The 22,794-nt window shown below is 60.9% G+C and carries 18 protein-coding genes; 5 read left to right on the top strand and 13 right to left on the bottom strand.

Translation table 11 applies throughout. The features are described 5' to 3' along the window. Positions 1-115: 115 nt before the first annotated feature. From H043_RS0114555 to H043_RS0114610, 10 genes are all read right to left on the bottom strand, one after another. Positions 116-3,142: a multidrug efflux RND transporter permease subunit gene (locus H043_RS0114555; RefSeq protein ID WP_027612467.1), complete on the bottom strand. Its 3,027-nt coding sequence runs from the start codon at positions 3,140-3,142 to the stop codon at positions 116-118. A 13-nt stretch (positions 3,143-3,155) separates the two neighbouring features. Next, positions 3,156-4,304, bottom strand: coding sequence for an efflux RND transporter periplasmic adaptor subunit (locus H043_RS0114560; RefSeq protein WP_027612468.1), 1,149 nt, complete (start codon positions 4,302-4,304; stop codon positions 3,156-3,158). A 283-nt stretch (positions 4,305-4,587) separates the two neighbouring features. After that, complete coding sequence (locus H043_RS0114565; protein WP_027612469.1) at positions 4,588-5,688, bottom strand: DUF1513 domain-containing protein; 1,101 nt, start codon at positions 5,686-5,688, stop codon at positions 4,588-4,590. 14 nt (positions 5,689-5,702) lie between these two features. Continuing rightward, positions 5,703-6,767 (bottom strand): imelysin family protein, encoded by a 1,065-nt coding sequence (locus tag H043_RS0114570; protein WP_027612470.1) that lies wholly within the window; start codon positions 6,765-6,767, stop codon positions 5,703-5,705. Positions 6,768-6,793: 26 nt separating this feature from the next. After that, on the bottom strand, positions 6,794-8,221 hold the full coding sequence (locus H043_RS0114575) for a di-heme oxidoredictase family protein (RefSeq protein WP_027612471.1): 1,428 nt from the start codon (positions 8,219-8,221) through the stop codon (positions 6,794-6,796). Positions 8,222-8,538: 317 nt separating this feature from the next. Continuing rightward, a complete protein-coding gene (locus H043_RS0114580) occupies positions 8,539-9,882 on the bottom strand; it encodes an imelysin family protein (RefSeq protein WP_027612472.1) in 1,344 nt (447 codons plus the stop codon). Positions 9,883-10,112: 230 nt separating this feature from the next. Then, positions 10,113-12,164 (bottom strand): bifunctional diguanylate cyclase/phosphodiesterase, encoded by a 2,052-nt coding sequence (locus H043_RS0114590; RefSeq protein ID WP_027612474.1) that lies wholly within the window; start codon positions 12,162-12,164, stop codon positions 10,113-10,115. Between the two features lie 320 nt (positions 12,165-12,484). Next, complete coding sequence (locus H043_RS0114595; protein WP_027612475.1) at positions 12,485-13,081, bottom strand: superoxide dismutase; 597 nt, start codon at positions 13,079-13,081, stop codon at positions 12,485-12,487. A gap of 176 nt (positions 13,082-13,257) precedes the next feature. Further along, a complete protein-coding gene (locus tag H043_RS0114605; protein ID WP_027612476.1) occupies positions 13,258-13,860 on the bottom strand; it encodes a LysE/ArgO family amino acid transporter in 603 nt (200 codons plus the stop codon). A 5-nt stretch (positions 13,861-13,865) separates the two neighbouring features. Further along, positions 13,866-14,267, bottom strand: a complete 402-nt coding sequence (locus H043_RS0114610; protein WP_027612477.1) for an ACT domain-containing protein — start codon at positions 14,265-14,267, stop codon at positions 13,866-13,868. A 96-nt stretch (positions 14,268-14,363) separates the two neighbouring features. Between H043_RS0114610 and H043_RS0114615 the strand changes: the two genes are divergently transcribed. From H043_RS0114615 to H043_RS0114630, 4 genes are all read left to right on the top strand, one after another. Then, positions 14,364-15,257: a LysR family transcriptional regulator ArgP gene (locus H043_RS0114615; protein WP_027612478.1), complete on the top strand. Its 894-nt coding sequence runs from the start codon at positions 14,364-14,366 to the stop codon at positions 15,255-15,257. A 53-nt stretch (positions 15,258-15,310) separates the two neighbouring features. Continuing rightward, a complete protein-coding gene (locus H043_RS0114620; RefSeq protein ID WP_027612479.1) occupies positions 15,311-16,303 on the top strand; it encodes an NAD(P)-dependent oxidoreductase in 993 nt (330 codons plus the stop codon). A gap of 116 nt (positions 16,304-16,419) precedes the next feature. After that, complete coding sequence (locus H043_RS0114625) at positions 16,420-17,274, top strand: ATPase (protein ID WP_027612480.1); 855 nt, start codon at positions 16,420-16,422, stop codon at positions 17,272-17,274. Positions 17,275-17,504: 230 nt separating this feature from the next. Beyond that, complete coding sequence (locus H043_RS0114630; protein ID WP_027612481.1) at positions 17,505-18,353, top strand: cache domain-containing protein; 849 nt, start codon at positions 17,505-17,507, stop codon at positions 18,351-18,353. Between the two features lie 127 nt (positions 18,354-18,480). On the opposite strand, the gene H043_RS0114635 is transcribed toward H043_RS0114630, so the two are convergent. After that, positions 18,481-19,998 (bottom strand): MDR family MFS transporter, encoded by a 1,518-nt coding sequence (locus H043_RS0114635; protein ID WP_027612482.1) that lies wholly within the window; start codon positions 19,996-19,998, stop codon positions 18,481-18,483. Positions 19,999-20,077: 79 nt separating this feature from the next. Further along, the gene (pobA, locus tag H043_RS0114640; RefSeq protein WP_027612483.1) at positions 20,078-21,271 is read right to left on the bottom strand and encodes a 4-hydroxybenzoate 3-monooxygenase; all 1,194 of its coding nucleotides are present in this window, start codon (positions 21,269-21,271) and stop codon (positions 20,078-20,080) included. A 177-nt stretch (positions 21,272-21,448) separates the two neighbouring features. Here pobA and H043_RS0114645 point away from each other — a divergent pair, with 177 nt between their 5' ends. Continuing rightward, positions 21,449-22,333, top strand: a complete 885-nt coding sequence (locus tag H043_RS0114645) for a helix-turn-helix domain-containing protein (protein WP_007964041.1) — start codon at positions 21,449-21,451, stop codon at positions 22,331-22,333. A gap of 136 nt (positions 22,334-22,469) precedes the next feature. Here H043_RS0114645 and H043_RS30420 read toward each other — a convergent pair whose 3' ends face one another. Continuing rightward, a complete protein-coding gene (locus tag H043_RS30420; RefSeq protein ID WP_007964044.1) occupies positions 22,470-22,646 on the bottom strand; it encodes a hypothetical protein in 177 nt (58 codons plus the stop codon). Between the last annotated feature and the right edge of the window lie 148 nt (positions 22,647-22,794).

Genomic DNA, 22,794 nt, shown 5'->3' on the forward strand with positions numbered 1-22,794 from the left:
CCGCGATCAAGGGTGGGAGTGGGCTTGCTCACGAAGGGGCCGGCACATTCAGCATTGCTGTTGACTGACCCGACGCTTTCGCGAGCAAGCCCGCTGCCACAAAGGTAAATCGCTGTTATTTCGGATCGGGTTTCGCCAATAGGGTGTAGATGCACGGCAGCACAAACAGCGTAAACAACGTCCCGATCGACATCCCCGTTGCAATCACGGTGCCGATATCGAACCGGCTCACGGCGCCCGCACCGGTCGCCAGAATCAACGGCACCATGCCGAACACCATCGCCGCCGTGGTCATCAACACCGGGCGCAAGCGGATTGCCGCCGCTTCCTCGACCGCTTCGCGCGCGGTCAGGCCCTTGTCCTTGCGCAGTTGGTTGGCGAACTCGACGATCAGGATCCCGTGCTTGCTGATCAGCCCGATCAGGGTCACCAGTCCGACCTGGGTGTAGATGTTCATGCTCGACCAGCCAAGGAACAGCGGAATCAACGCACCACAGATTGACAGCGGCACCGTCACCAGAATCACCAGCGGATCACGGAAGCTCTCGAACTGCGCCGCCAGCACCAGGAAAATGATCGCCAGCGCCAGGGCGAAGGTTACCCACAGAGCGCTGCCTTCCTGCACGTACTGGCGCGAGGCGCCGCCATAGTCGAAGGCAAACCCGGCTGGCGCTTCTTCCCGGGCGATCTGCAGCACGGTGTCGATGGCCTCGCCCATGCTGACCAGCGGGAATCCGGAAATCTTCGCCGCGTTGAGTTGCTGGAACTGGTTGAGCTGGCGCGGTCGCGCCCGGTCGCTGACCTTGATCAGGGTCGACAGCGGCAGCAGCTCACCCTGGGTGTTCTTCACGTAGTAGTTGTTCAGCCAGCCGGGGTTTTCGCGGTACGGTCGCTCGACCTGGGCAATCACCTTGTAGCTGCGGCCTTCGATGGTGAAACGGTTGATTTCCGCCTCGCCCAGCAGCGTCGCCAGGGTGCCGCCCAGATCCTGCATCGACACGCCCATCTGCGCGGCTTTGGCACGGTCGATATCGACCACCACTTCCGGCTTGTCGAACGCCAGGTCGAGGTCGACGAAGGCGAACTTGCCCGACTCCATCGCACGTTTCTTGATCCGGTCGGCCACTTGCAGCAGCAATTCGTAGTCGTTGGCGGTATTGACCACGAATTCGAACGGCAAACCTTCACCGGTGCCGGGCAAGGAGGGCAGGTTGAAACCGAAAATCTGCAGGCCGGGGATACTCGCCAGTTTGCCTTGCACCTCGGGCAGGATCTGCATCTGCGTGCGGCTGCGCTCGTTCCACGGCTTGAGCAGGAAGCCACCGATGCCCGCCTGCACGCCGTTGTAGCCGTTGATCTGGAACGAGGAGTAGTACTCCGGAAACTCCTTGAAGATCTTGATGAATTCGTCGGTGTAAGTGCTCAGGTAATCGAGGTTGGTCGGCTGGGGGGCCGTGGCCATCATGAAGATGATGCCCTGATCCTCGTCCGGCGCCAGTTCCGACTTGGTGAACTTGAGAAACACCGGGATCAGGCACAGCACGATCACTGCGAACACCAACACCACCGGCCGCGTATTCAGCGTGCCATGGAGCAGGCTCTGGTAACGGCGTTTGAGGCCGTCGAAGATGCGGTCGAGGCGGTGCGCCAGACCACTGGGGTTTTCTTCGTGGCGCAACAGCAGGGCGCACATCATCGGCGACAGGGTCAGGGCAACGATCCCGGAGATCACCACGGCGCCGGCCAGAGTCAGGGCGAACTCCTTGAACAAGGCCCCGGTCAGACCGGTGAGGAAACCGATCGGCGCATACACCGCCGCCAGGGTGATGGTCATCGACACCACCGGCATGGCGATTTCCCGCGCACCTTCCAGTGCGGCCTCCAGCGGCGTCTTGCCTTCCTCGATGTGTCGGTGAATGTTCTCCACCACCACAATCGCGTCATCTACCACCAGACCGATGGCCAGCACCATCGCCAGCAGGGTCAGGAGGTTGATCGAGTAGCCCATCATCTGCATGAAGAACATCACGCCGATCATCGACAGCGGGATGGTCACCACCGGGATCACCACCGAGCGCAACGCGCCGAGGAACAGGAACACCACCACGATCACGATCAGCACCGCTTCGAACAGGGTTTTCACCACTTCGTCGATCGAGGCCTGAATGAACTGGGTGGCGTCGTAGGCAATCTCGCTCTTGAGGTTGGGCGGCAATTGCGCTTCCAGCTCCGGCATCAGCTTGCGTACTTCCTTGATCACGTCCAGCGGGTTGGCCCCGGGTGTGGCCTTGATGCCGATGTACACCGACGGCGTGCCGCCGAACGAGCTGATCGAGTCGTAGTTTTCCGCGCCCATCTCGACCCGCGCGACATCGCTGAGCAGCACGCGGCTGTCGCCATTGACCTTGAGCGGAATCGCCGCGAAGGCTTCGGCGGATTTCAGTTCGGTGTTGGCGTTGATGCTGGTGACCACGTATTCGCCCTTCACCTCGCCGGCGGCGGAGAGGAAGTTGTACTGGCGCACCGCGTTGGTCACGTCGCTGGCGCTGAGGCCGAAACCGGCGAGCTTCACCGGGTCGAGCCACAGGCGCATGGCGAATACCTGATTACCGAGAATCTCCGCCTCGGCCATGCCCGGCAGGGTCGCCAGTTTCGGCTGGATCACCCGCGACAGGTAGTCGGTGATCTGCGGGTTGCTCAAGTCCTTGCTGAAGAAACTGATGTACATCAGCGCCGAGGCGTCGGCCGATTCCTTGCTCAGTACCGGGTCTTCGGCGTCCTGCGGCAGTTTGTTCTTGACCTCGTTGGCTTTGGCCAGCAGTTCGGTGAACAAACGGTCGGTGTTGGAACCGATGCGCGCGTAGATCGAGATCACCGAGAAGTTCTGCCGGCTGACCGAGGTCATGTAGTCGATGCCTTCGGCGCTGGCCAGGCTCTGTTGCATTGGCTGGGTGATGTAGCCCTGAATGGTCTCGGCGTTGGCCCCGGGGTAGGCGGTGGTCACCGTGATCAGGGCGTTTTCCATTTGCGGGTACTGGCGCAGCGGCAGCTTGCTCCAGGCCTGGAAACCCAGCAGCACAATCAGCAGGCTGACCACGGTGGCGAGCACCGGGCGGCGGATGAACGGATCGGTAAAAGCCATGGGGATTCCTTGATCAGTCGGCGCGAGGCGGACTGTTCTGCTCGCCGAGGGTCTTGTCGTCGCTGATGGCAATGTGTGCGCCGTTGTCCAGTTTGATCTGGCCGGCAGTCACCACTTGTTCGCCGCTCTGTACGCCCTTGTTGATCATCACCAGGCCATCGCGGCGCTCACCGGTCTCGATGAAGCGACGTTCGGCGATCAGTACCGGTTGGCCCTTGTCGTCTTTTTCGACGCTGCCGTCCTCGGCCTTTTTCTGCCCGACCACGTACAGTGAGTTGCCGTAGAGGGTGTAGGTAATCGCGCTTTCCGGCACCACGATGTGTTTCTGCGGATCGGGCAGCAACACGTTGAGGCTGGCGAACATGCCCGGCAGCAATTTGCCGTCGGGATTGGCCAGGGTCGCGCGCACCAGAATATTGCGCGTGGTGCTCTCGACAATCGGGTTGATCGCGCTGATGGCGCCGGGGAAGTTCTGCCCTGGATAGGCTGCGACACCGATCTGCACCGGTTGCCCGATGGCCAGTTTCGGCACCGATTGCTCCGGCACATAGAAGTCGGCGTAGAGGCTGCTCAGATCCTGCAGGGTGGCGATTTTGGTGCCGCTGGCGAGGTAGTCGCCGACATCCACCTGACGGATGCCGATGGTGCCGCTGAATGGCGCGAGGATGCGTTTTTTCGCCAGCGAGGCATTGAGCTGATTGACCGTGGCCTTGTTCTTTTGCAACACGGCGGAGAGACGGTCGTACTCGCCTTTGGAGATCGCGCGGCTGTCGACCAGTTGGCTGCCACGGCCGAAGTCCAGTTGTGCCAGTCCCAGGTCAGCCTTGGCGGTTTCCAGCAGGGCGGTCTCGACCGCGCTGTCGAGTTGCAGCAGCGGTTGCCCGGCCTTGACCTTCTGTCCGGATTCGAATTTGAGTTCGGTGACGGTGCCGGCGACTTCCAGACTCAGCTCGACGCCTTGCAAGGCTTTCAGCGAGCCGACGGTGGGCAAACGCATCTGCCACGGCTGTTCGCTGGCGTGGGCCACGGCGACGCTGATCGGCGGTTTTGGTTTGGAGAAGCCCTGGATCATGGTGTAGATCGAAAAGGCTTTGTACCCGCCCAATACCAGGACGACCAGCAAGACAACACCCAACATGATCAGCATGCGGCGACGCAGCATATTTCCAGTTCCTTGGATAAATCAGGTGAGACAGGCGGGCACATTACTCCGAGTCAGGTGGGGATTCCAACTGGCAGTTATTACAGGGGAGGACGGAGTGAGGAAGTCTAAACACTGAACCTGTGGTGAGGGGATTCATCCCCGATGGGTGGCGAAGCCGCCCCAAAACCTGAAACCGCGGTCTGTCAATTGAACCGTGTGCGATGGTTTTGCGACTGCTGCGCAGCCGATCGGGGATAAATCCCCTCGCCACAGGTTATGAGTCGTACTCAGAACAGGTGGGTCATGCGATCAAATGCAGATGGTTATCCCAGAGCCCCGCCGGCAATTCCAGCGGTTTGGCCAGCAGTTGATCCTGGCGGCAATCGTAGTAGCGGCAACGGCCTTGACCCGAAGTGACGACGAAGCCGTCCTTGACCGCACCGACGCCGGCGCAATCGGGCAGCGGCGCGTCGAGACGCACTTCGCCGCTGTCCAGATCCCAGATGAAGAAGCGATTGCCACGCGGCGCGGTCAGCGCCACCAGACGCAGATCGCTGTGCACTGCGACGCTGGCGGTGTAATGCCCCATCGACTGCAACTGATGCTCTGGCACCGGGAATGCCACGAAGGGTTGGCCCGGACGCTTGATCGCCAACAGCTCGGAGCGCTCATGCGAGGCGCCCATGAACTGCTGGCCGGCGACGATGGTGCCGTCGCTGGCAATGCCCAGATGACGCACGCTGTTCATCTGCTGGGAAAGGGTTTCCTTGCTCAGCAGGGTGCCGTCGCGCTGCATCAGCACCAGGCTCGGTTCCATGGCGTTGAGGTTCATGTCGACGCGGCTTTCGGCCTCGGTGCGGATCCCGCCGTTGGCCACCACCAGGGTTTCGCCATCGGGCATCCACGAGACCTGATGCGGGCCGAGGCCATGGGTGGAAATCTCACCGCTGTGCACCAGCCGCTCGCCTTCGAACTTGTACACCCCGAGCAGGCCACGCCCCGGATCCGTGGTGTCGTTCTCGGTGGCGTACAGGTATTCGCCGTCCTTGTGCACCACGGCGTGGCCGTAGAAATGCCGGTTCGGCTGCGAAGTCACGGTTTGCAGCAACGTCCCGTCGCGCAGATCGATCAGGTAGCTCTCTGTGCCCGGGCGGCGGGCGACGAACAGCGCGATCGGCAGCGTCGGGTGGTTGATGATGTCGTGACAGCGCTGGCCGACCTCGGTGGCGAACACCTGCGTACCGTCCAGCCGATAACCGACGGCGTAATGCTTGCCGTCGGTGTCGTCGCGCGCCGAGAGCAACAACGGGCTCTGATCCTTGCGCTTGAACAGCGTCCAGCCGCCCAGTGTCACTGCTCCCAGCAGCAAACTACCTAAAGTCAGAGCCTGGCGTCGCAGCATGGCACTTGCCCTCATCAGTCACCGTCGTTGGCGTTGAAGCCCAGTTGGATACCCAGCGCCTTGGCCAGTTCGCCTTCGTGCAGGCGATGGACGACGTTGAGGCTGTCGTAGAGATCGTTGAGTTGTTGACGACCGGCGTCGTCCTGGAGCATTTCGGTCAGCGAGCGCTGGCTGCTGTCGAACAGTTTCAGCGACGCGGCGTAGGCAGCGTCGATCTTGTCCGCCAACGGTTTCTGCTCGGCCGGCAGCAGACCGCGCAGGCCTTTGTTGTCGACGCCTTCCCAGACGGTTTTGGCTGCAGCGAGGCTGGCTTCCAGCGCGGTCAGCGACGACTGGCTGCGCCACGCATCGGCCTGGAACGGCTGCGGCACGCCTTTGCTCTGACGGCCCATCGGTGTGCCGAGTTTTTTCTTCAGGGTGTCGAGGGCGGTGACCTGCACACGCAGCAGATCGGCGATCGCTTCGTGGGAGTCGGCGTAGCGCTGGTTGGGGAACTTGCTCATTTGCGCGAGCATGCCGTCGGTGTTGTTCCAGCTCTGCAGAATCTCTTCGGCCAGTTGCTTCTGGCGCTCGCCGATGGCGATCAACAGTGGGCAGTATTTGGCTTTCTGCTCGGCGTTGGCGACGTCCGGTTTTTCATCGAACAGGATGTATTCGTAAGCCGACAGGCCCTGCACCACCACGCTGGATTTAGCCAGTGCGGCGGCGTCGATCTGCGGCTGGGCGATCACCAGTTGCTCGACCTGACGGCCGACGAGGTTTTTCTTGTCCGGCCAGAACTGCACCTGCCACGAACGGTTGCCCTCGGCCAATGGGCCGATCAGCAGCGGTTGCAGCTCGGCCCAGGCTTTCTGCGCGTGCAGGAAGTCGGCGCGGGCGGTTTCCAGGGTTTCCTTGCCCTGGCAGTAGGCGAGGGCGCTGACCGCCAGTTGCTTGTCGGCTTCGACCCAACGGGTGTAGGTCGGCAGGATCACCGATTTGGCGATGGCCGCCGACGTGACCGCTTGCGGATCCTGCGGCGAGCAGGCGCCGAGGGCGAGTGCGGCAAGGCTGGTGAACAACAACTTGGGACGGAACATGTCGGGCTCCCGATTCTTTTAAGTGTTTAAAGTGAGTTCAAGAACGCCAGCAGCGCAGCACGCTGCTCGGCGTTGAAAGACAAAACCTGTTGCTGCGCCTGCTGCGCTTCGCCGCCATGCCAGAGCACGGCTTCGAGCAGATTGCGGGCGCGACCGTCATGCAAGAACTGGGTGTGACCACTGACTGCCTGCGTCAGACCGATCCCCCACAACGGCGGGGTGCGCCAGTCGCGGCCGGAGGCCTGGAATTCGGTGCGGTTGTCGGCCAGACCATCGCCCATGTCATGCAGCAGCAGATCGCTGTACGGGCGAATCACTTGATTGGCCAGTTCAGGTTCGGCGGCGTTGGCGGCGGTGGTGTATTTGGGCGTGTGACAGGACTGGCAGCCAGCCTGGAAGAACAGATTCTTGCCGGCCAGTACTTGTTCGTCGTTGACGCCGCGACGTGCCGGCACTGCGAGGTTGCGCGTATAGAACAGCACCAGACGCAGGATGTTGTCGCTGACTTCCGGCTCGCCGTCCGGGCCATTGCCGTTCGGCGCCTGTTTGCACGCAGTTTGTGCGTCGGTGCAGTCATCGAAGGGTCTGAGGCTGGTGGTCAGGCCCATGTCTCCGGAAAACGCGTGGACATTCTGCTGATTGAGATTCGGTTGCCCGGCTTTCCAGCCAAAACGGCCGGCCACGGTTTTCTGTAACTCATCGTCCCAGACCCGATTTACGCGACCCTTAATGCCGTTTTTCTCTTTGGCCTGCGCGGCGGCGTTGGCGAGGATCGCTTCTTCGGGAATGGCTTCGAGCAGGCCGAGGCCGATCATCGGCGGTGCGACGCGGGCCGAGAAACGCGTGTCCGGGTGCATCGGGCCGTAGCCCAACTGGGTGAATTGCAGAACCGGTTTGCGCAGCTCCACTTCGGTGCCGTCCTTGAAACGAATCGGCACCGGGGTGTACTCGACGCGCACCTTGCCTTCCGGGGTGACCCCGGGCACGGCCATGTCCTGGAACTGGCCGCCGTAGACCGGCTCGGGCACCACGCCGACTTGCTCGATGACTTTGGCATAGGCCGGTGAATCAGGGATCGACAGACGCACCAGCATCGACACCGCGTTCGCCGCATCCGGCGTTGGCGGATGTCCGCGACCGTCCTTGATGTGGCAGTTCTGGCAGGCGTTGGTATTGAACAACGGGCCGAGGCCATCGCGGGCGGTGGTGGTTGAAGGGGCGATCACCCACGGACTGCGGAAGAAGCTGTTGCCGACGCTGAAGTCGACCCGGCGCGACGGCGGCAGATTGGCCGAAGGTAGCGAGAACGCATTCTGATCGGTCTTGCGCACAGTCGCCGCCCCGCCCGAACGCGCTTCACCCGGCTCAGCCTTGGTAAAACGCGGGGCGTCATCGCAGGCACTCAGGCCCAGGGCCAGAAACAGTGCGGACAAGCGAAGCGGCAGCGAGGGCATCAGACATCCTGCGGACGGGCGAAAACAAAGGCGCAAAGTCTAACAGGGCGAGAGAGTTTGAATAAGAGGAATTATCGTTTGCTTGATATGGCGCAAGCCTTGAAACTCATGCAAACCCTGTGGGAGCGAGCCTGCTCGCGAAAGCGGTGTCCGCCGCGCTGACGATGTTGCGCCAGATGACGCCTTCGCGAGCAGGCTCGCTCCCACAGGATTTGGTGGTGTACCTGATATCGAACACACCATGGAGCAGGGTTTTGTGTACGGCAGGCATGAAAAAGGCGACCCGCAGGTCGCCTTTTTCAGTCGAACGCGCGTGATCAGAACTCGTGATCAGCGTTGTCCGGGTTCAGGTCGCTGATGCCCAGCTTGCCGGCAGCGGCTTCGATCGAGCCGGTCTGCTTGACCAGTGCGGCGATGGCGTCACGCACGATCTGGTTGCCGGCGGTGTTGCCCGCAGCGATCAACTGGTCGTAGTGCTCACCCTTGTTGGCGTGATCGACCATGACCTGGATTTTAGCTTCGGTAGCGGCCAGATCGGCTTTCAGCGCGGTGTCGGCAGCCGGGTCGGCCTTGGCCACCAGCGACGACAGGCTGGCACCGGTCATCTTGGTGCCATCAACCCGGGTGTACTCGCCCAGGTACACGTTACGAATGCCTTTGGCATCGTAGAAGTGCGAGTTGTGGGTGTTGTCGCTGAAGCAATCCTGTTCGTCTTCCGGGGAGTTGGCCTCCAGGGAAACCTTCATGCGCTCGCCCGCCAATTCGCCCAGGGACAGGCTGCCCATGCCGAACAGCATTTTGCGCAGGCCGCTTTCAGCCGGTTCGGCTTCCAGGGTGGCGCGGTAGTTGTCAGCCACGTTCGGCTTCCAGTTGCCGACCATTTCTTCCAGGTCGCTGACCAGCAGTTGGGTCACGGCTTTGAGGTACGCACGGCGACGATCGTTGTGACCGCCAGTGGCGCCTGCGCCTTCCAGGTAGTCCGAGGCTGGACGGTTGCCGGCGCCCGGGCCGGTGCCGTTCAGGTCCTGGCCCCAGAGCAGGAATTCGATGGCGTGGTAGCCGGTGGCGACGTTGGCTTCGGAACCGCCCAGCTCGTTGAGGCTGGCAAGTTTTTCCGGGGTGATGTCTTTCACATCGACCTTGTCTTCGCCGACCTGCACTTCAGTGTTGGCGATGATGTTGGCGGTGGCGCCCGGGTTGCCCAGCGCGTGCTCGTAGGATTTGTCGACGTAGTCGATCAGGCCTTCGTCCAGCGGCCAGGCGTTCACCTGACCTTCCCAGTCGTCGATGATGGTGTTGCCGAAGCGGAACACTTCGCTCTGCAGGTAAGGCACGCGCGCGGCGACCCAGGCAGCCTTGGCGGCTTTCAGGGTGTCGGCGTTCGGCTTGGCGAGGAACGCGTCGACCGCCGTTTGCAGGGTTTTCGCAGTGGATTCGGCATCGCTGTAGACGGCGAAGACCATGTCGGCGTAGTGCGCGACCACAGCCTTGGCGGCGGCTTCATCGACTTTACCCGCAGCGGCAGGTGCTGGAGCGGCGGCGGTGCTGGCGGCCGGCGTCGGCGCGGCCGGGGCGGCAGCCTTGTCTTTGCCTTCGCCGCAACCGGCGAGGGAAATAGCGATGGCCAGCAGACTGGCGGTAGCCAGAGGCATACGAATCATGGCGAACATCCTGCTTCGGTAATGGAATGGACAGGGCGCGGGGGTGCGCAAAGCTGCGACATAATGCAAATCTTTCGCATTATGTGTAAAGGGCTGTGGCTGGAAATATTTCTTGTTTACGCCGGTGTGATGGCGCAGATCAAAAGATCGCAGCCTCGTTTCACTCGACAGCTCCTACAGGGGAATGCGATCCCTGTAGGAGCTGCCGCAGGCTGCGATCTTTTGATCTTCTAGAGAATGGCAGCATTGGTGCGTTGGGCTTGCTTGAGGTAGGCCGTCAGCTCCCGGGCCGGCAGCGGCTTGCTGTAGTGGTAGCCCTGACCTTCGTGGCAGCCTTCGGAGATGATGTAGGACTCTTGCTCGGCGGTTTCCACGCCTTCGGCGATCACCTGCATGCCCAGGCTCTTGCCCAGCTGGATGATCGCGCGAACGATGGTCGCATCATCGTCGTCATCCAGCAGATCCTGAACGAAGCTCTTGTCGATCTTGATCTTGTCCAGCGGCAGGCTTTTCAGATAACTCAGCGATGAGTAGCCGGTGCCGAAGTCGTCGATGGCGATCAGCGCCCCGGAGCGGCGCAGGCTCAGCAGATGTTGGGCGGCGGTGCTGATGTCTTCCATCAGGCCGGTTTCGGTGACTTCCAGCTCCAGGCTGCGCGGCGGCAGGCGGTAGATCTGCAGCAGGTTGTTGACCACTCGCGGCAACTCGGCGTGGTGCAGTTGCACGGTGGACAGATTGACCGCCATGCGCAGATCGACAAAGCCCTGATCGTGCCATTCGCGCAATTGCTTGCAGGCCTGATCCAGCACCCATTCGCCGATGGCGATGATCGTGCCGTTCTGTTCGGCCAGCGGAATGAACAGGTCGGGCGGCACCAGACCGTGTTCCGGATGCTGCCAGCGAATCAGCGCTTCGACCCCGACCACGCGGTGATCGCGGTAGCTGATCTGCGGCTGATAGACGAGGTAGAACTGGTCGCGAATCAGTGCGTCGCGCAGGTCTTTTTCCAGTTCGCGACGGCGACGCATCTCGCTGTCGACACTGGCGATGTAGAACTGATAACGGTTGCGTGAGCGGGTCTTGGCCAGCGTCATGGTCTGCTCGGCCTTCTGCAGCAGCTTCTCGGTGCTGTCGCCGTCCTCGGGGAACAAGGTGATGCCGATGGTCGCGCGCAGGCGGATTTCCTGATGGTCGAGGGCGAACGCCGCTTCCAGATCATCGAGGATGCTCTGCGCCAGCTCTGCCGCTTCATAAGGTTGTTCGATATCGGCCTGCACCAGCGCGAACTGGTCGCCACCCAAACGGGCGAGGGCGCCGAGGCGACCGCTGTGGGCGCGCAGGCGGTCGGCCAGCGCCAGCAGCAACTGGTCGCCTGTCTGGTAGCTGAACTGCTCGTTGATTCCTTTGAAATCATCCAGCCCTACGCACAACACCGCGACCCGGCGTTGCAGCTTGCCGGCGTCGACCAGAATCTTGTCCAGTTGCTGCTGCAATTGCTGGCGGTTCGGCAGGCCGGTGAGGAAGTCGTACTGGGCCATGCGCAGCAGGCTGTTTTCCGCTTCGTGGCGCAGATGGGTGTTGCGTTCTATCGATTCGAGCAACTGGTTGGCGGTGTTGATCCAGATGCCGAGTTCATTTTTTTCGTGACCTTTGAGCTGCGGAATCTTGTGCTCGCTGGGGCGATCGGGATTGATTTCGGTCAGATGCTCGATGATCCGCGACAACGGTTTGGTCAGCAGCCAGTGATAAACCAGATACAACACCAGGCCCATGGCCAGGGCGCGCAAGACGCCGGAAATGAAAATAATCACCGAACTGACGATGAAACTCTCGCCATAGGTGGCGGTGTCGAGGGTGATGCTCAGGTCGCCGTAATACTCGCTATAGGGACCGCGACCGACCAATTGAGTGGTGAAGGTGCGTTCCTGACCGAGAATCAGGTCAGTCAGCCAGCGGCTGTTGGAGTGCTGCAATTCACGGGACTTTTGCGCGAGCATCGCTTCGTTGGGATGGCCGATGGAGGCCTGGCGCACCGCGTCGTCCTGAAACAGGCCTTCGATCACCTGCATGCCCATTTCCCGGTCCAGGCTGTAGACCGCCTGAGTCGAGGGATCACGGAACATGTCGAGGATGCGCTGAGCGTCGCCGGCCACCGCCTGGCGGGTTTTATAGGCATCGAAAACAATCTGGGCACAGCTCAAGACCACGCCGACGATCAATGCCGAAAGGAGCACGACCCGGAGCAACTTCACCGACAAGCTGTTCTTGAGTTCCAGCTTCAAAGGGTTATTCCTTGTTCCGTGCGGGTAGCGTCAAGTTGCCATGAGTATTGGCAATCCCGTGTTGGCAGTCAAAGGGACAATCAAGCCTCGGAACATTTGCCCGTGGCCTTAGCCGAAATACTGCTGTCTGGAGTCTCAGCTCTATTTGTACTGTGTCGGTAGTTTCGGCCCTCAACTTGAGCAGTCTGGAACAAATTTTCGCTGATTTGATGGTAGCCCGCTGTGCTGCACCGGCAAGTGGCCGGAGCCAGCGTTCATCGTGAAAAAAAGCAGGCATAAAAAAACCCGGCCGTAGCCGGGTTTTTTATCTGGCGCGCAGCTTAAGCGGTGAAGGTTTTGCCTTCGAACTGCTCAGCGACGAACTTCCAGTTGACCAGGTTCCAGAACGCTTCAACGTACTTCGGACGCAGGTTGCGGTAGTCGATGTAGTAAGCGTGTTCCCAGACGTCGCAGGTCAGCAGCGGGGTGTCGCCGCTGGTCAGCGGGTTGCCGGCGCCGATGGTGCTGGCCAGAGCCAGGGAACCGTCAGCCTTTTTCACCAGCCAGCCCCAGCCGGAACCGAAGGTGCCGATCGAGGTTTTGCTGAACTCTTCCTTGAACTTGTCGAACGAACCGAAAGCCGCGTTGATGGCTTCAGCCAGCGCGCCGGTTGGTTGACCGCCGGCGTTTGGCGCCAGGCAGTTCCAGTAGAAAGTGTGGTTCCAGACCTGAGCGGCGTTGTTGAAGATGCCGCCCGAGGAAGTCTTGACGATCTCTTCCAGGGTCTTGCCTTCGAACTCGGTGTCTGGCACCAGGTTGTTCAGGTTCACGACATAGGTGTTGTGGTGCTTGTCGTGGTGAAATTCCAGGGTTTCCTTGGAAATGTGCGGCTGCAGGGCATCGTGTGCGTAAGGCAGCGGCGGCAATTCGAAAGCCATGATGATTCTCCTAATCAGGTCTGTTGCGGTGAGCGCAAGGCCGATCACGGGCGGCCAGAAATGCACCGACGAGTTTTTACTCTTTGCGGCGCAGGGTTCGGATCATAGCACCGGGGTCAAGGCTTAACCACGCAACAACTGTGTGGGATAGAGGTTCCAGAGCCTTTTGGAATAAATCAGTTTGCGATAATCAATTGGCCCGCCACCGTGAACATCATCACTGCCACCAGAAGATCAAGAATCCGCCAGGTACTCGGCCGCGCCAGCCACGGTGCAAGCCATGCCGCACCAAGGGCGAGGGTGAAAAACCACAGCAGCGAAGCACTTGCCGCTCCCACGACATAAGCGCCCGGCACTGATTGCTGCGCGCCAAGTGAACCGATCAGCAATACCGTATCGAGATAAACGTGCGGGTTGAGCAACGTTACCGCCAGCGCGCTGAGCATCACCGCGCGCAACGAGCGTACGGTGTGGTTTTCACCCTGATCCAGACTCTGTTTCGAGAACGCCCTTCGCAGCGCCTGGCTGCCATACCAGATCAGAAAGACCGCGCCGCCCCAGCGTGCCACCGCGAGCAATGTCGGGTTCTGCGCCAACACGGTGGCCAAGCCAAACACCCCGGCCGCCACCAGCAGCGCATCGCACGCCACACACAGCGCCGCCACCGGCAGGTGATGTTCGCGGCGCAGACTCTGCGCCAGCACAAAAGCGTTCTGCGTACCGATCGCCATGATCAGCCCTAAGGCCACCAGCAGGCCGTTCACATAGCTTTGCCACATAAGATTTACTCCGCGTTGGCTGCCAGATCGCGCAGCACGTGCATGGCGCGCTCGGCGTCGGCCTGACCGACAAACAAATGGTCGTGGTAATAACCGGCGATCACGTTGCAACTGATTCCGGCCTTGCCCAGCGCGCTGGCGAACGCGGCGGTCAGGCCAACGGCTTCGAGCGCCGAATGCACATTGAGGGTGATCCACGCCGCCACATAATCAAAAGCGAACCCGGCACGTTCAGCCTGGGAGCGCTCCAGAATCACGGTCAGGCCTTCCTGCTCGCGGAAGCTGCCGACAATCTCCACACCGCTCGGCAACTGGCCGTCACGCAGGGTGCAAAACACATATTCGCCGGCGTTGAGCTGCGGGCTCATGCTGCGCAGCAGAGTTGTGAGTGAGGTTTCGCCAGCCATTGCCGTGTTCCTTGATAAAGAGAGCTTGCTGGCTATTCTCCGGTCGAAAGCGGTATAAGAAAAACCAATAGTGCTGATCGCTCATTAGGAAAACTGATGTTCGACTACAAATTGCTTTCCGCTCTGGCCGCCGTGGTCGAGCAGGCTGGATTCGAGCGCGCCGCGCAGGTGCTGGGCTTGTCGCAATCGGCGATCTCCCAGCGGATCAAACTGCTGGAAGCGCGGGTCGGCCAACCGGTGCTGGTACGCGGCACGCCGCCATCGCCGACCGAGATTGGCCGGCGGCTGCTCAACCATGTGCAGCAGGTGCGCCTGCTCGAACGTGACTTGCAGACCCTGGTGCCGGCGCTCGACGAAGAAGGCCTGCCGGAGCGTCTGCGCATCGCCATCAACGCCGACAGCCTCGCCACCTGGTGGGCCGAGGCCGTGGGCGATTTCTGCGCCGAGCAGCATTTATTGCTGGATCTGGTGGTGGAAGATCAGACCGTCGGCCTCAAGCGCATGCGTGCCGGGGAGGTGGCGGCGTGTGTCTGTGCCAGCGAGCGCCCGGTGGCCGGGGCGCGCAGCGTGTTGCTCGGGGCCATGCGTTACCGGGCGCTAGCCAGTCCGGCGTTTATCGAACGGCATTTCCCCGACGGCGTGTGCGCCGAGCAGTTGCCGCGCACCCCGGCGCTGGTGTTCGGCCCGGACGATTTTCTCCAGCATCGCTACCTCGCATCGCTCGGTGTCGATGGTGGTTTCGAGCATCATTTGTGCCCGTCCTCCGAAGGTTTTGTGCGTCTGACCGAAGCCGGGTTTGGTTGGGGCCTGGTGCCGGAACTGCAAGTGCGCGATCAACTGCAACGCGGCGTATTGCGCGAACTGTTGCCAGATAAACCGATCGATGTGCCGTTGTACTGGCATCATTGGCGCAATGGCGGTCAGCTGCTGGCCTTGCTGACCGAGCAATTGCTACGTTCTTCACCGCGCTGGCTGGTGCCCTTGGGCTGACGGTCAGCGTCAAGACAGACGTATCAGGTAAACGAAAGACATCGGAGCGTTACATGAAAATTCTGGTCACCGGCGCAAGCGGCTTCATTGGCGGACGCTTTGCGCGTTTCGCTTTGGAGCAGGGCCTGGACGTGCGGGTCAACGGTCGCCGGGCCGAAAGCGTCGAGCATCTGGTGCGCCGTGGCGCCGAGTTCGTCCCGGGCGATCTCACCGATGCGGATCTGGTGCGCGAGCTCTGTGCCGACGTCGAAGCCGTGGTGCACTGCGCCGGCGCCGTCGGCTTGTGGGGGCGCTATCAGGACTTTCATCAGGGCAACGTGCAGGTCACCGAAAACGTCGTCGAAGCCTGCCTCAAGCAGCGCGTGCGGCGGCTGGTGCATCTGTCGTCGCCGTCGATCTATTTCGATGGCCGCGATCACCTCGGCTTGACCGAAGAGCAAGTGCCCAAGCGCTTCAAACATCACTACGCGGCGACCAAATACCTGGCCGAGCAAAAGGTCTTTGGCGCACAGGAATTCGGTCTGGAAACCATCGCCCTGCGCCCGCGTTTCGTCACTGGCGCCGGCGACATGAGCATTTTCCCGCGCCTGCTGAACATGCAGCGTAAGGGCCGTCTGGCGATCATCGGCGACGGTCTGAACAAGGTCGACTTCACCAGCGTGCAGAACCTCAACGAAGCGCTGCTCAGTAGTCTGCTGGCAGCCGGTTCCGCGTTGGGCAAGGCCTACAACATCAGCAATGGCGCGCCGGTGCCGCTGTGGGATGTGGTCAATTATGTGATGCGCAAGATGGAAGTGCCGCAGGTCAGCAAATACCGTTCGTACGGCCTGGCCTACAGCGTCGCGGCGCTCAACGAAGGCGTGTGCAAACTCTGGCCGGGACGCCCGGAGCCGACCCTGTCGCGGTTGGGCATGCAAGTCATGAAGAAAAATTTCACCCTCGACATCAGCCGCGCCCGGCATTATCTGGACTACGATCCGAAAGTCAGCCTGTGGTCGGCCCTCGACGAGTTCTGTGGCTGGTGGAAAGCTCAGGACATCCGTTGATACAAGTCGCCCGGCCGGCAATGAACCGCACTGCCGCTTGAGGGTCAATCCCTGCGGCTGCGGCGGTTATACTTCGCAGCATTTAGCCATCACCGCGTTCCACAAAGGTTGCCTCAATGTCCATGCGTAACGATGCCAACGACGATTTCGACGATGTACCGAGCCTGCGGGCCGACACCTTTGACGACGATGACATTCCGCCCTCCGCTCGCACCTCGGTGCACTCGCGCACGCCGCCGGTGGTCAAGGTCAAGGCTGCGAGTACCGGGCCGCTGTGGGCACTGGTCGGCGCGTTGTTCTTCGCCTTCATCGGTCTGGCCTGGTGGAGCTTCCAGCAGATTTCGCTGATGGAGCAGCAATTGGTCGCGACCCAGGAAAGCTTTGCGCGCATCAGCGAGGAAGCGGCGGGGCGCCTGCAGGACATTTCCGGCAAGGTCGTCGCCAGCCAGAGCAACGTCAACAGCGACAGCGAAGCGTTGAAGCTGCAGATCAAACAGCTGGAAACCCAGTTGCTGGATCAGAGCAAACAGCAGCAAGGCGTGGTCGGTCAGACCAGTGATCTGGACAAGCGTCTGGCACAGATGACCGCGCAGACCACCGAGCAACAGAACGCCAATAGTCAGTTGCAGGCTCAGGTCAAAGCCTTGAGCGCCGAACTGGCGACCTTGAAAAGCGCCCCGGCCGACACCGGTAAGGTCGACGCTCAGCTCAAGAGTTATGACGCGCAGCTGAAAAGCCTCGGCGCTGATATCACCGCGCTGAAAAAGCAAGGCAATCCGAGCGCGGCGATCGAGCGTCTGGAGCAGGAAATCGTCGTTCTCAAGAGTGAGCAGGACAACCGCCCGGCCGCTGCGCAGGGTGGCGGCAATACCGCCGAGTTCGACGCATTCCGCGGGCAGATGACCCGCAACCTCAACACCCTGCAGGCGCAGATCCAGAACCTGCAGCAGCAGATCAATGCCCGGCCATAGGGCCTGATGAACTGTAGCCAGGGACCTTTGTGGTGAGGGGATTCATCCCCGATGGGGCTGCGCAGCAGCGCCCAAACCATCAGCTCGGTGTGTCAGAAAATATGTGTTCTCTCCATCAGGGCTGCTGCGCAGCCCATCGGGGATAAATCCCCTCGCTACAGGATTCGGCGCTCCGTCCGACCCCAAGCCGTCTACGCTCTTGAAACACCAACAAGAACGAGGGATGCGTTATGGGGTTTTTGCATAAAGTGGCGTGGCTCGGGGTGATGCTTTTTGTAGGGGCAGGGCAGGTCAACGCCGCCACCGCGCAGAAGGACGACAGCAAGGCTGCCATTGCTTTGCTGGAAAAGGCTCTGGCCTATTACCACGACAATGGCGACAAGGCCTTCGCCGCGTTCAGCCGTCAGGGCGAGTTCGTCGACAAGGATCGCTACGTGTTCGTGGTCGACACCAAAGGCGTGATGCTCGCCAGCGGCGGGCCGTCCTCAGCCTTGATCGGCCGTGACGTCAGCGAAGTGCTTGCGCCGGATTTGCAGAAAGCCTTCAAGGACGCCTTGCTGGTGCCGGAAGGCAACGGCATTCAACAGGCCGAATACCGCTGGCAGAACTGGGCGGACGGCAAGGTCGAGCGCAAACATGTGTATTACCAGCGCATCGGTCAGCGCATTCTGGCCGTCGGTTATTACCTGCCGCGTGCTTCAGCCGAGCAGGCCAAGGCACTTCTCGACAAGGCTGCAACCGATCTGGGGAAAAACGAGAAGGACACGCTGACGGCCATCAACTCGCTCAAGGGCGGGTATCTGCAGGATGACCTGTACGTGTTCGTGGTCGATCTGGACACCCAACGCTACGTTGCCCACGGCACCAACCTGCGCTTGATCAACACCGATTTCAGCAAGATCAAGGACCCGGAAGGCAAACCGGTGGGCGAGCCGATTCTGGCGCTGATCGCCAAACAGGATGACGGTGAATACGAATACCGCTGGAAAAACCCGGTGACCGGCAAGGTCGAGGACAAGCATGCCTACCTGAAGAAGGTCGGCCATTTTCTTGTGGCGGTGGGTTACTACAGTCCTTGAAAACACCTTTGCCCCCCTGTGGGAGCGAGCCTGCTCGCGAAGGCATAGTGTCAGCTGACATCACAGTTGAATGACACACCGCTTTCGCGAGCAGGCTCGCTCCCACAGGTTTTCATGGCACCTGTGCCTATTTGGCGCCGTGCTCGCGCCCGCGCAGCAGGTTGTTTGGCATCGCAATCGCCGCCGCCAGCCCCAGCAGCGATACCGCCGTACTCACCCACAGCAGATGCCGGAACGTCACCGAAAGTTCGGCGCGCAAGGCGTTCTGCGCATCGCCCGGTGCGGCGTTCAAACCGTCGAGCAGCACATTGCCCGAATGCTCCTCGCTGAGCAGCGAGTTGCTCGCCAGATGGGCGAAACTCGAATCCTGCAACAACGCCAGCAACAGCGCCGACATCAACGCCACACCCACTGCGCCGCCCAGCGAGCGGAACAGGTTGGTGGTGCTGGTGGCGACGCCGATGTCGCGTTGCTCCACCGAGTTCTGCGTACCCACCAGTGAAGTCGGGAACTGCATGCCGCCGGCAATCCCGCTGAGCAGCATGAACAGGCTGCTGACCAGCGTCGCATCGGGTGGGCTGAACGCCATGCCGAGAATCGAGATCGGCATCAACAGTGCGCCCGTCAGAATCTGCGGTTTGTAGCGACCGGTCACCGACGTCCGACGTCCGGCGAAATAAGCGCCGACCGGCAGGCCCATCGCCAGCGGCAGCAAGTGCAACGCCGCCGCATCGGCCCCGGCACCGGTGACGCTCTGAAAGCGCAGCGGCATCAGCACGATCAGCGAGATCGCCTGAAAACTGGTGAAGAAAATCGTGCACCAGCACAGCAACGCGTTGCGGTTGGTGAACAAGTGCATCGGCAGCAGCGGCTCACGCGCCCGGCGTTCATGCCACACGAACACCGCCAGCACCAGCACCGCGCAGGCGAACAAACCGAGCACTTCGCTGCTGCGCCACGAATGGCCCTGACCGACCTGAGTGATGGCCAGCAGCAAGGCGGTCAAACCGATGATCATCAACAGCGTGCCGAGGTAGTCGATGATCGGTTTGCGCTGCGGAATCGGCAGGCCGCGCAGATTGCGATTGGCAACCCACCAGGCGCCCAGCCCCAGTGGCAGATTGATCAGAAACACCCAGCGCCACGACAGGTATTCGGTCATGTAGCCGCCGAGCACCGGCCCGGCGACGCTGGCCACCGCGTACATGCTGCTGAAATAACCCTGATAACGTCCGCGTTCGCGCGGCGGAACGATGTCGCCGATGATTGCCTGACTGACCGAAATCATCCCGCCGGCGCCGATGCCCTGGAGAATCCGCGCCAGCACCAGTTGTTCCATGCTTTGCGCCATGCCGCAGAACAGCGAGGCGAGGGTGAACAGGCCCATGCCGAACAGCATCAGTTTGCGCCGTCCGTACAGATCGCCGAGCTTGCCGTAGATCGGCACCGCCACGGTCATTGCCACCATGTACCCGGAAATCACCCAGGCCAGCAGGCTGACGTCCTTGAACTGTGCGGAGATGGCGGGCATCGAGACGGCGACGATGGTCTGGTCCAGCGCGCCGAGAAAAATCGCCATCATCAACGCGACCAGCACGCTGCGAATGGCCGGTTTGGGCGTTTCAGGGTGATTGAGATTGGTCACGGGCGAGCCTGCGGGCAGTGATGGACCCGCACGGCCATTGCGCGCGGGTGGATGCTCGCCAGTGTAAGTCGGTAGCAGGCTATTCGATAGCCTCGTACGGAAGTCCGACGTAATTTTCTGCAATGGTTTTTCGACCCGCTTCTGAACTGACAAAGTAGTCCAGTTCCGAGGCGCTGATCCGTTGGCTGAAATCATCATGCTCGTCGAAGCGGTGCAGCATTGAGGTCATCCACCAGGAGAAACGTTCGGCTTTCCATACCCGGCGCAGGCAGATTTCCGAGTATTTCTCCAGCAGATCGGTGCGCCCTTCGCGATAAACCTTCAGCAGAATGTTGAACAGCGTACTGACATCGCTGGCGGCCAGGTTCAGGCCCTTGGCGCCGGTGGGCGGCACAATGTGCGCGGCATCGCCGAGCAGAAACATCCGTCCGTACTGCATCGGCTCGACGACAAAACTGCGCAGCGGCGCGATGCTTTTTTCAATCGACGGGCCAGTCACCAGTTTCTCGGCAAGCGCGGCGGGCAGACGTGTTTTCAGCTCAGCCCAAAAGCGCTCGTCGGACCAGTCGGCAACGTTCTCCTCGGCCGGTACTTGCAGGTAATAACGGGTGCGGGTGGCCGAACGCATGCTGCACAGGGCGAAGCCGCGTTCGTGCCGGGCGTAGACCAGCTCTTCGTGCACTGGCGGGGTGTCAGCGAGAATCCCCAGCCAGCCGAACGGATAGACCCGCTCGAAGATCTTCAGGCAGGCCTCGGGAATCGACTGCCGGGCCACGCCATGAAAACCATCGCAACCGGCGATGTAATCGCAATCGACGCGCCAGGTTTCGCCATCCTTTTCGAAGGTGACAAAGGCCTCGTCGCTTTTCATGCCGTGTGGAACGACATGGCTCACTTCATAAAACGACAGTGCGCCAGCCTCCCGACGAGCGGCCATCAGGTCGCGCGTGACTTCGGTCTGACCGTAAACCATGACGGTTTTGCCGCCGGTCAAAGCCTGCAGATCGATGTGTGCCAGACGCCCATCCAGTGCCAGATCGAAGCCGGCGTGCACCAGCCCTTCGGCATCCATGCGCGCGCCTACACCGGCCTGGCGCAACAGCTCTACCATGCCTTGTTCAAGCACGCCGGCGCGAATTCGTCCGAGGACATAGTCGGGTGTCTGGCGTTCGAGAATCAGGGTGTCGATGCCGGCGTTGTACAGCAACTGACCGAGGAGCAATCCGGACGGACCGGCGCCAATGATGGCGACTTGGGTTTTCAGCGTTTTCATTGTTTTTATGACTCGCAAGCTTCACGCGACAGGAGCCGGTGAATGATTTTTATGGATCGAGTGCTTGCATTTTTCCCTTGCGGGTCTGTCAATTGAAGGTGAAAACTGAGCCGATACCTGTACATTCTGCCAATCGGTGCGATTATCGCCCGCAACCTCGAGGCCTGGATTGAAGTGATGAACAAGCCTGACCTGCCTTCGATTCCGGTGTTCAAGCTCTACGGTGAAAGCCTGGACTGGCCGACCCCTGACTTGCTGCACTGTGAAACCATTTCCAAACGCAGCCGCGAACATCAATGGGAAATCAAACCCCACCGCCACGCCGATTTGTGCCAGTTGCTCTTCGTCTTCAAAGGTCAGGCAGAGCTTGAAATCGAAGGTCAACGCACGCAGCTCAACCAACCCGCGATTCAAGTCCTGCCACCGTTGTCGGTGCATGGCTTTCGCTTTTCCGAGGACGTCGAAGGATTCGTCGTCACCCTCGCCAATCCGCTGATCAATCACCTGCAGGCGCAACTGGGCAGTTCGGTGCACGCACTGGCCCAGGCCGAGCACTACCCGGCGGGCAAGGACGCGGAGTACCTGAACAGTCTGTTTTCAGCGTTGCAGGCCGAGTACAACGGCCATCAACCCGCGCGGGAAATGCTCATGCATTCGCTGGTCAGCGTGATCATGGTCTGGGTCAGCCGTCAGGCGCTCGTGCGCCATAACGCCAGCCAGCGGCCGCAACGCCAGCGCGAATACCTCAACGGGTTCATTCAATTGGTGGAGGAGACGTACCGCCAGCATGTGAAGGTCGAAGACCTGGCCCATCGTCTGGGGATTTCGGTATCACACCTCAACGGCACCTGCCGCGAACTGGCAGGGCAGCCAGCGCTGCAGATCATGCACGAACGCCAGTTACTGGAAGCCAAACGTTTGCTGACCTACACCAGCATGACCATTTACGAGATGTCGGAGTTGTTGGGGTTTTCCGATCCGACCAACTTCACGCGCCTGTTCCGGCGCAGGGTGGGCATTTCGCCAAAGGCCTTCCGCGACCGGCTGAAGGCCGAGCAGTGATCCTGTAAACCTGGCGATATCCTGTGGGAGGGGGCTTGCTCCCGAAAGCGGTGTATCAGTGTGCATCAATGCTGAATGGCACACCGCATTCGGGAGCAAGCCCCCTCCCACAGGATCGCATTCCAGCTCAGGTCAATCAGCGCAATGCATTCAGCGTCGCATTGTGCGGAATACAGCGCTCGAAATTGCAGCTGGCGTATTCGCGCGGCAGTTGTCGCAGTTGCTCGACCCGCCAGGCCGCGGTGCCGTACAGCGCCAGCGTGGCGGCGCAGGTGATGAAAATCGCGAAGTACCTTCTTGTTCTGATGTTCATGGCGTAGACCTCTGAACGCATACCCTGCGGTATTACTTTCAGCATAGGTCAGCGGCATAGAGTTGCCAGCCACAAACCCGGCCTATGTGACATCCCCCCTGTGGGAGCGGGCTTGCTCGCGAAGGCGTGGTGTCAGTCGATGACGATC

The organism is Pseudomonas sp. URIL14HWK12:I6 (genome assembly GCF_000514195.1).
GTDB classification, from domain to species: domain Bacteria; phylum Pseudomonadota; class Gammaproteobacteria; order Pseudomonadales; family Pseudomonadaceae; genus Aquipseudomonas; species Aquipseudomonas putida_A.

Bases quoted from the DNA above. Each gene is read 5' to 3' on its own strand.
- H043_RS0114575 (WP_027612471.1), bottom strand. From the start codon at position 8,221: ATGCCCTCGCTGCCGCTTCGCTTGTCCGCACTGTTTCTGGCCCTGGGC.
- pobA (WP_027612483.1), bottom strand. From the start codon at position 21,271: ATGAAAACGCTGAAAACCCAAGTCGCCATCATTGGCGCCGGTCCGTCC.
- H043_RS0114595 (WP_027612475.1), bottom strand. From the start codon at position 13,081: ATGGCTTTCGAATTGCCGCCGCTGCCTTACGCACACGATGCCCTGCAG.
- H043_RS0114610 (WP_027612477.1), bottom strand. From the start codon at position 14,267: ATGGCTGGCGAAACCTCACTCACAACTCTGCTGCGCAGCATGAGCCCG.
- H043_RS30420 (WP_007964044.1), bottom strand. From the start codon at position 22,646: ATGAACATCAGAACAAGAAGGTACTTCGCGATTTTCATCACCTGCGCC.
- H043_RS0114630 (WP_027612481.1), top strand. From the start codon at position 17,505: ATGGGGTTTTTGCATAAAGTGGCGTGGCTCGGGGTGATGCTTTTTGTA.
- H043_RS0114605 (WP_027612476.1), bottom strand. From the start codon at position 13,860: ATGTGGCAAAGCTATGTGAACGGCCTGCTGGTGGCCTTAGGGCTGATC.
- H043_RS0114555 (WP_027612467.1), bottom strand. From the start codon at position 3,142: ATGGCTTTTACCGATCCGTTCATCCGCCGCCCGGTGCTCGCCACCGTG.
- H043_RS0114625 (WP_027612480.1), top strand. From the start codon at position 16,420: ATGTCCATGCGTAACGATGCCAACGACGATTTCGACGATGTACCGAGC.
- H043_RS0114580 (WP_027612472.1), bottom strand. From the start codon at position 9,882: ATGATTCGTATGCCTCTGGCTACCGCCAGTCTGCTGGCCATCGCTATT.
- H043_RS0114570 (WP_027612470.1), bottom strand. From the start codon at position 6,767: ATGTTCCGTCCCAAGTTGTTGTTCACCAGCCTTGCCGCACTCGCCCTC.
- H043_RS0114645 (WP_007964041.1), top strand. From the start codon at position 21,449: ATGAACAAGCCTGACCTGCCTTCGATTCCGGTGTTCAAGCTCTACGGT.
- H043_RS0114620 (WP_027612479.1), top strand. From the start codon at position 15,311: ATGAAAATTCTGGTCACCGGCGCAAGCGGCTTCATTGGCGGACGCTTT.
- H043_RS0114615 (WP_027612478.1), top strand. From the start codon at position 14,364: ATGTTCGACTACAAATTGCTTTCCGCTCTGGCCGCCGTGGTCGAGCAG.
- H043_RS0114560 (WP_027612468.1), bottom strand. From the start codon at position 4,304: ATGCTGCGTCGCCGCATGCTGATCATGTTGGGTGTTGTCTTGCTGGTC.
- H043_RS0114565 (WP_027612469.1), bottom strand. From the start codon at position 5,688: ATGCTGCGACGCCAGGCTCTGACTTTAGGTAGTTTGCTGCTGGGAGCA.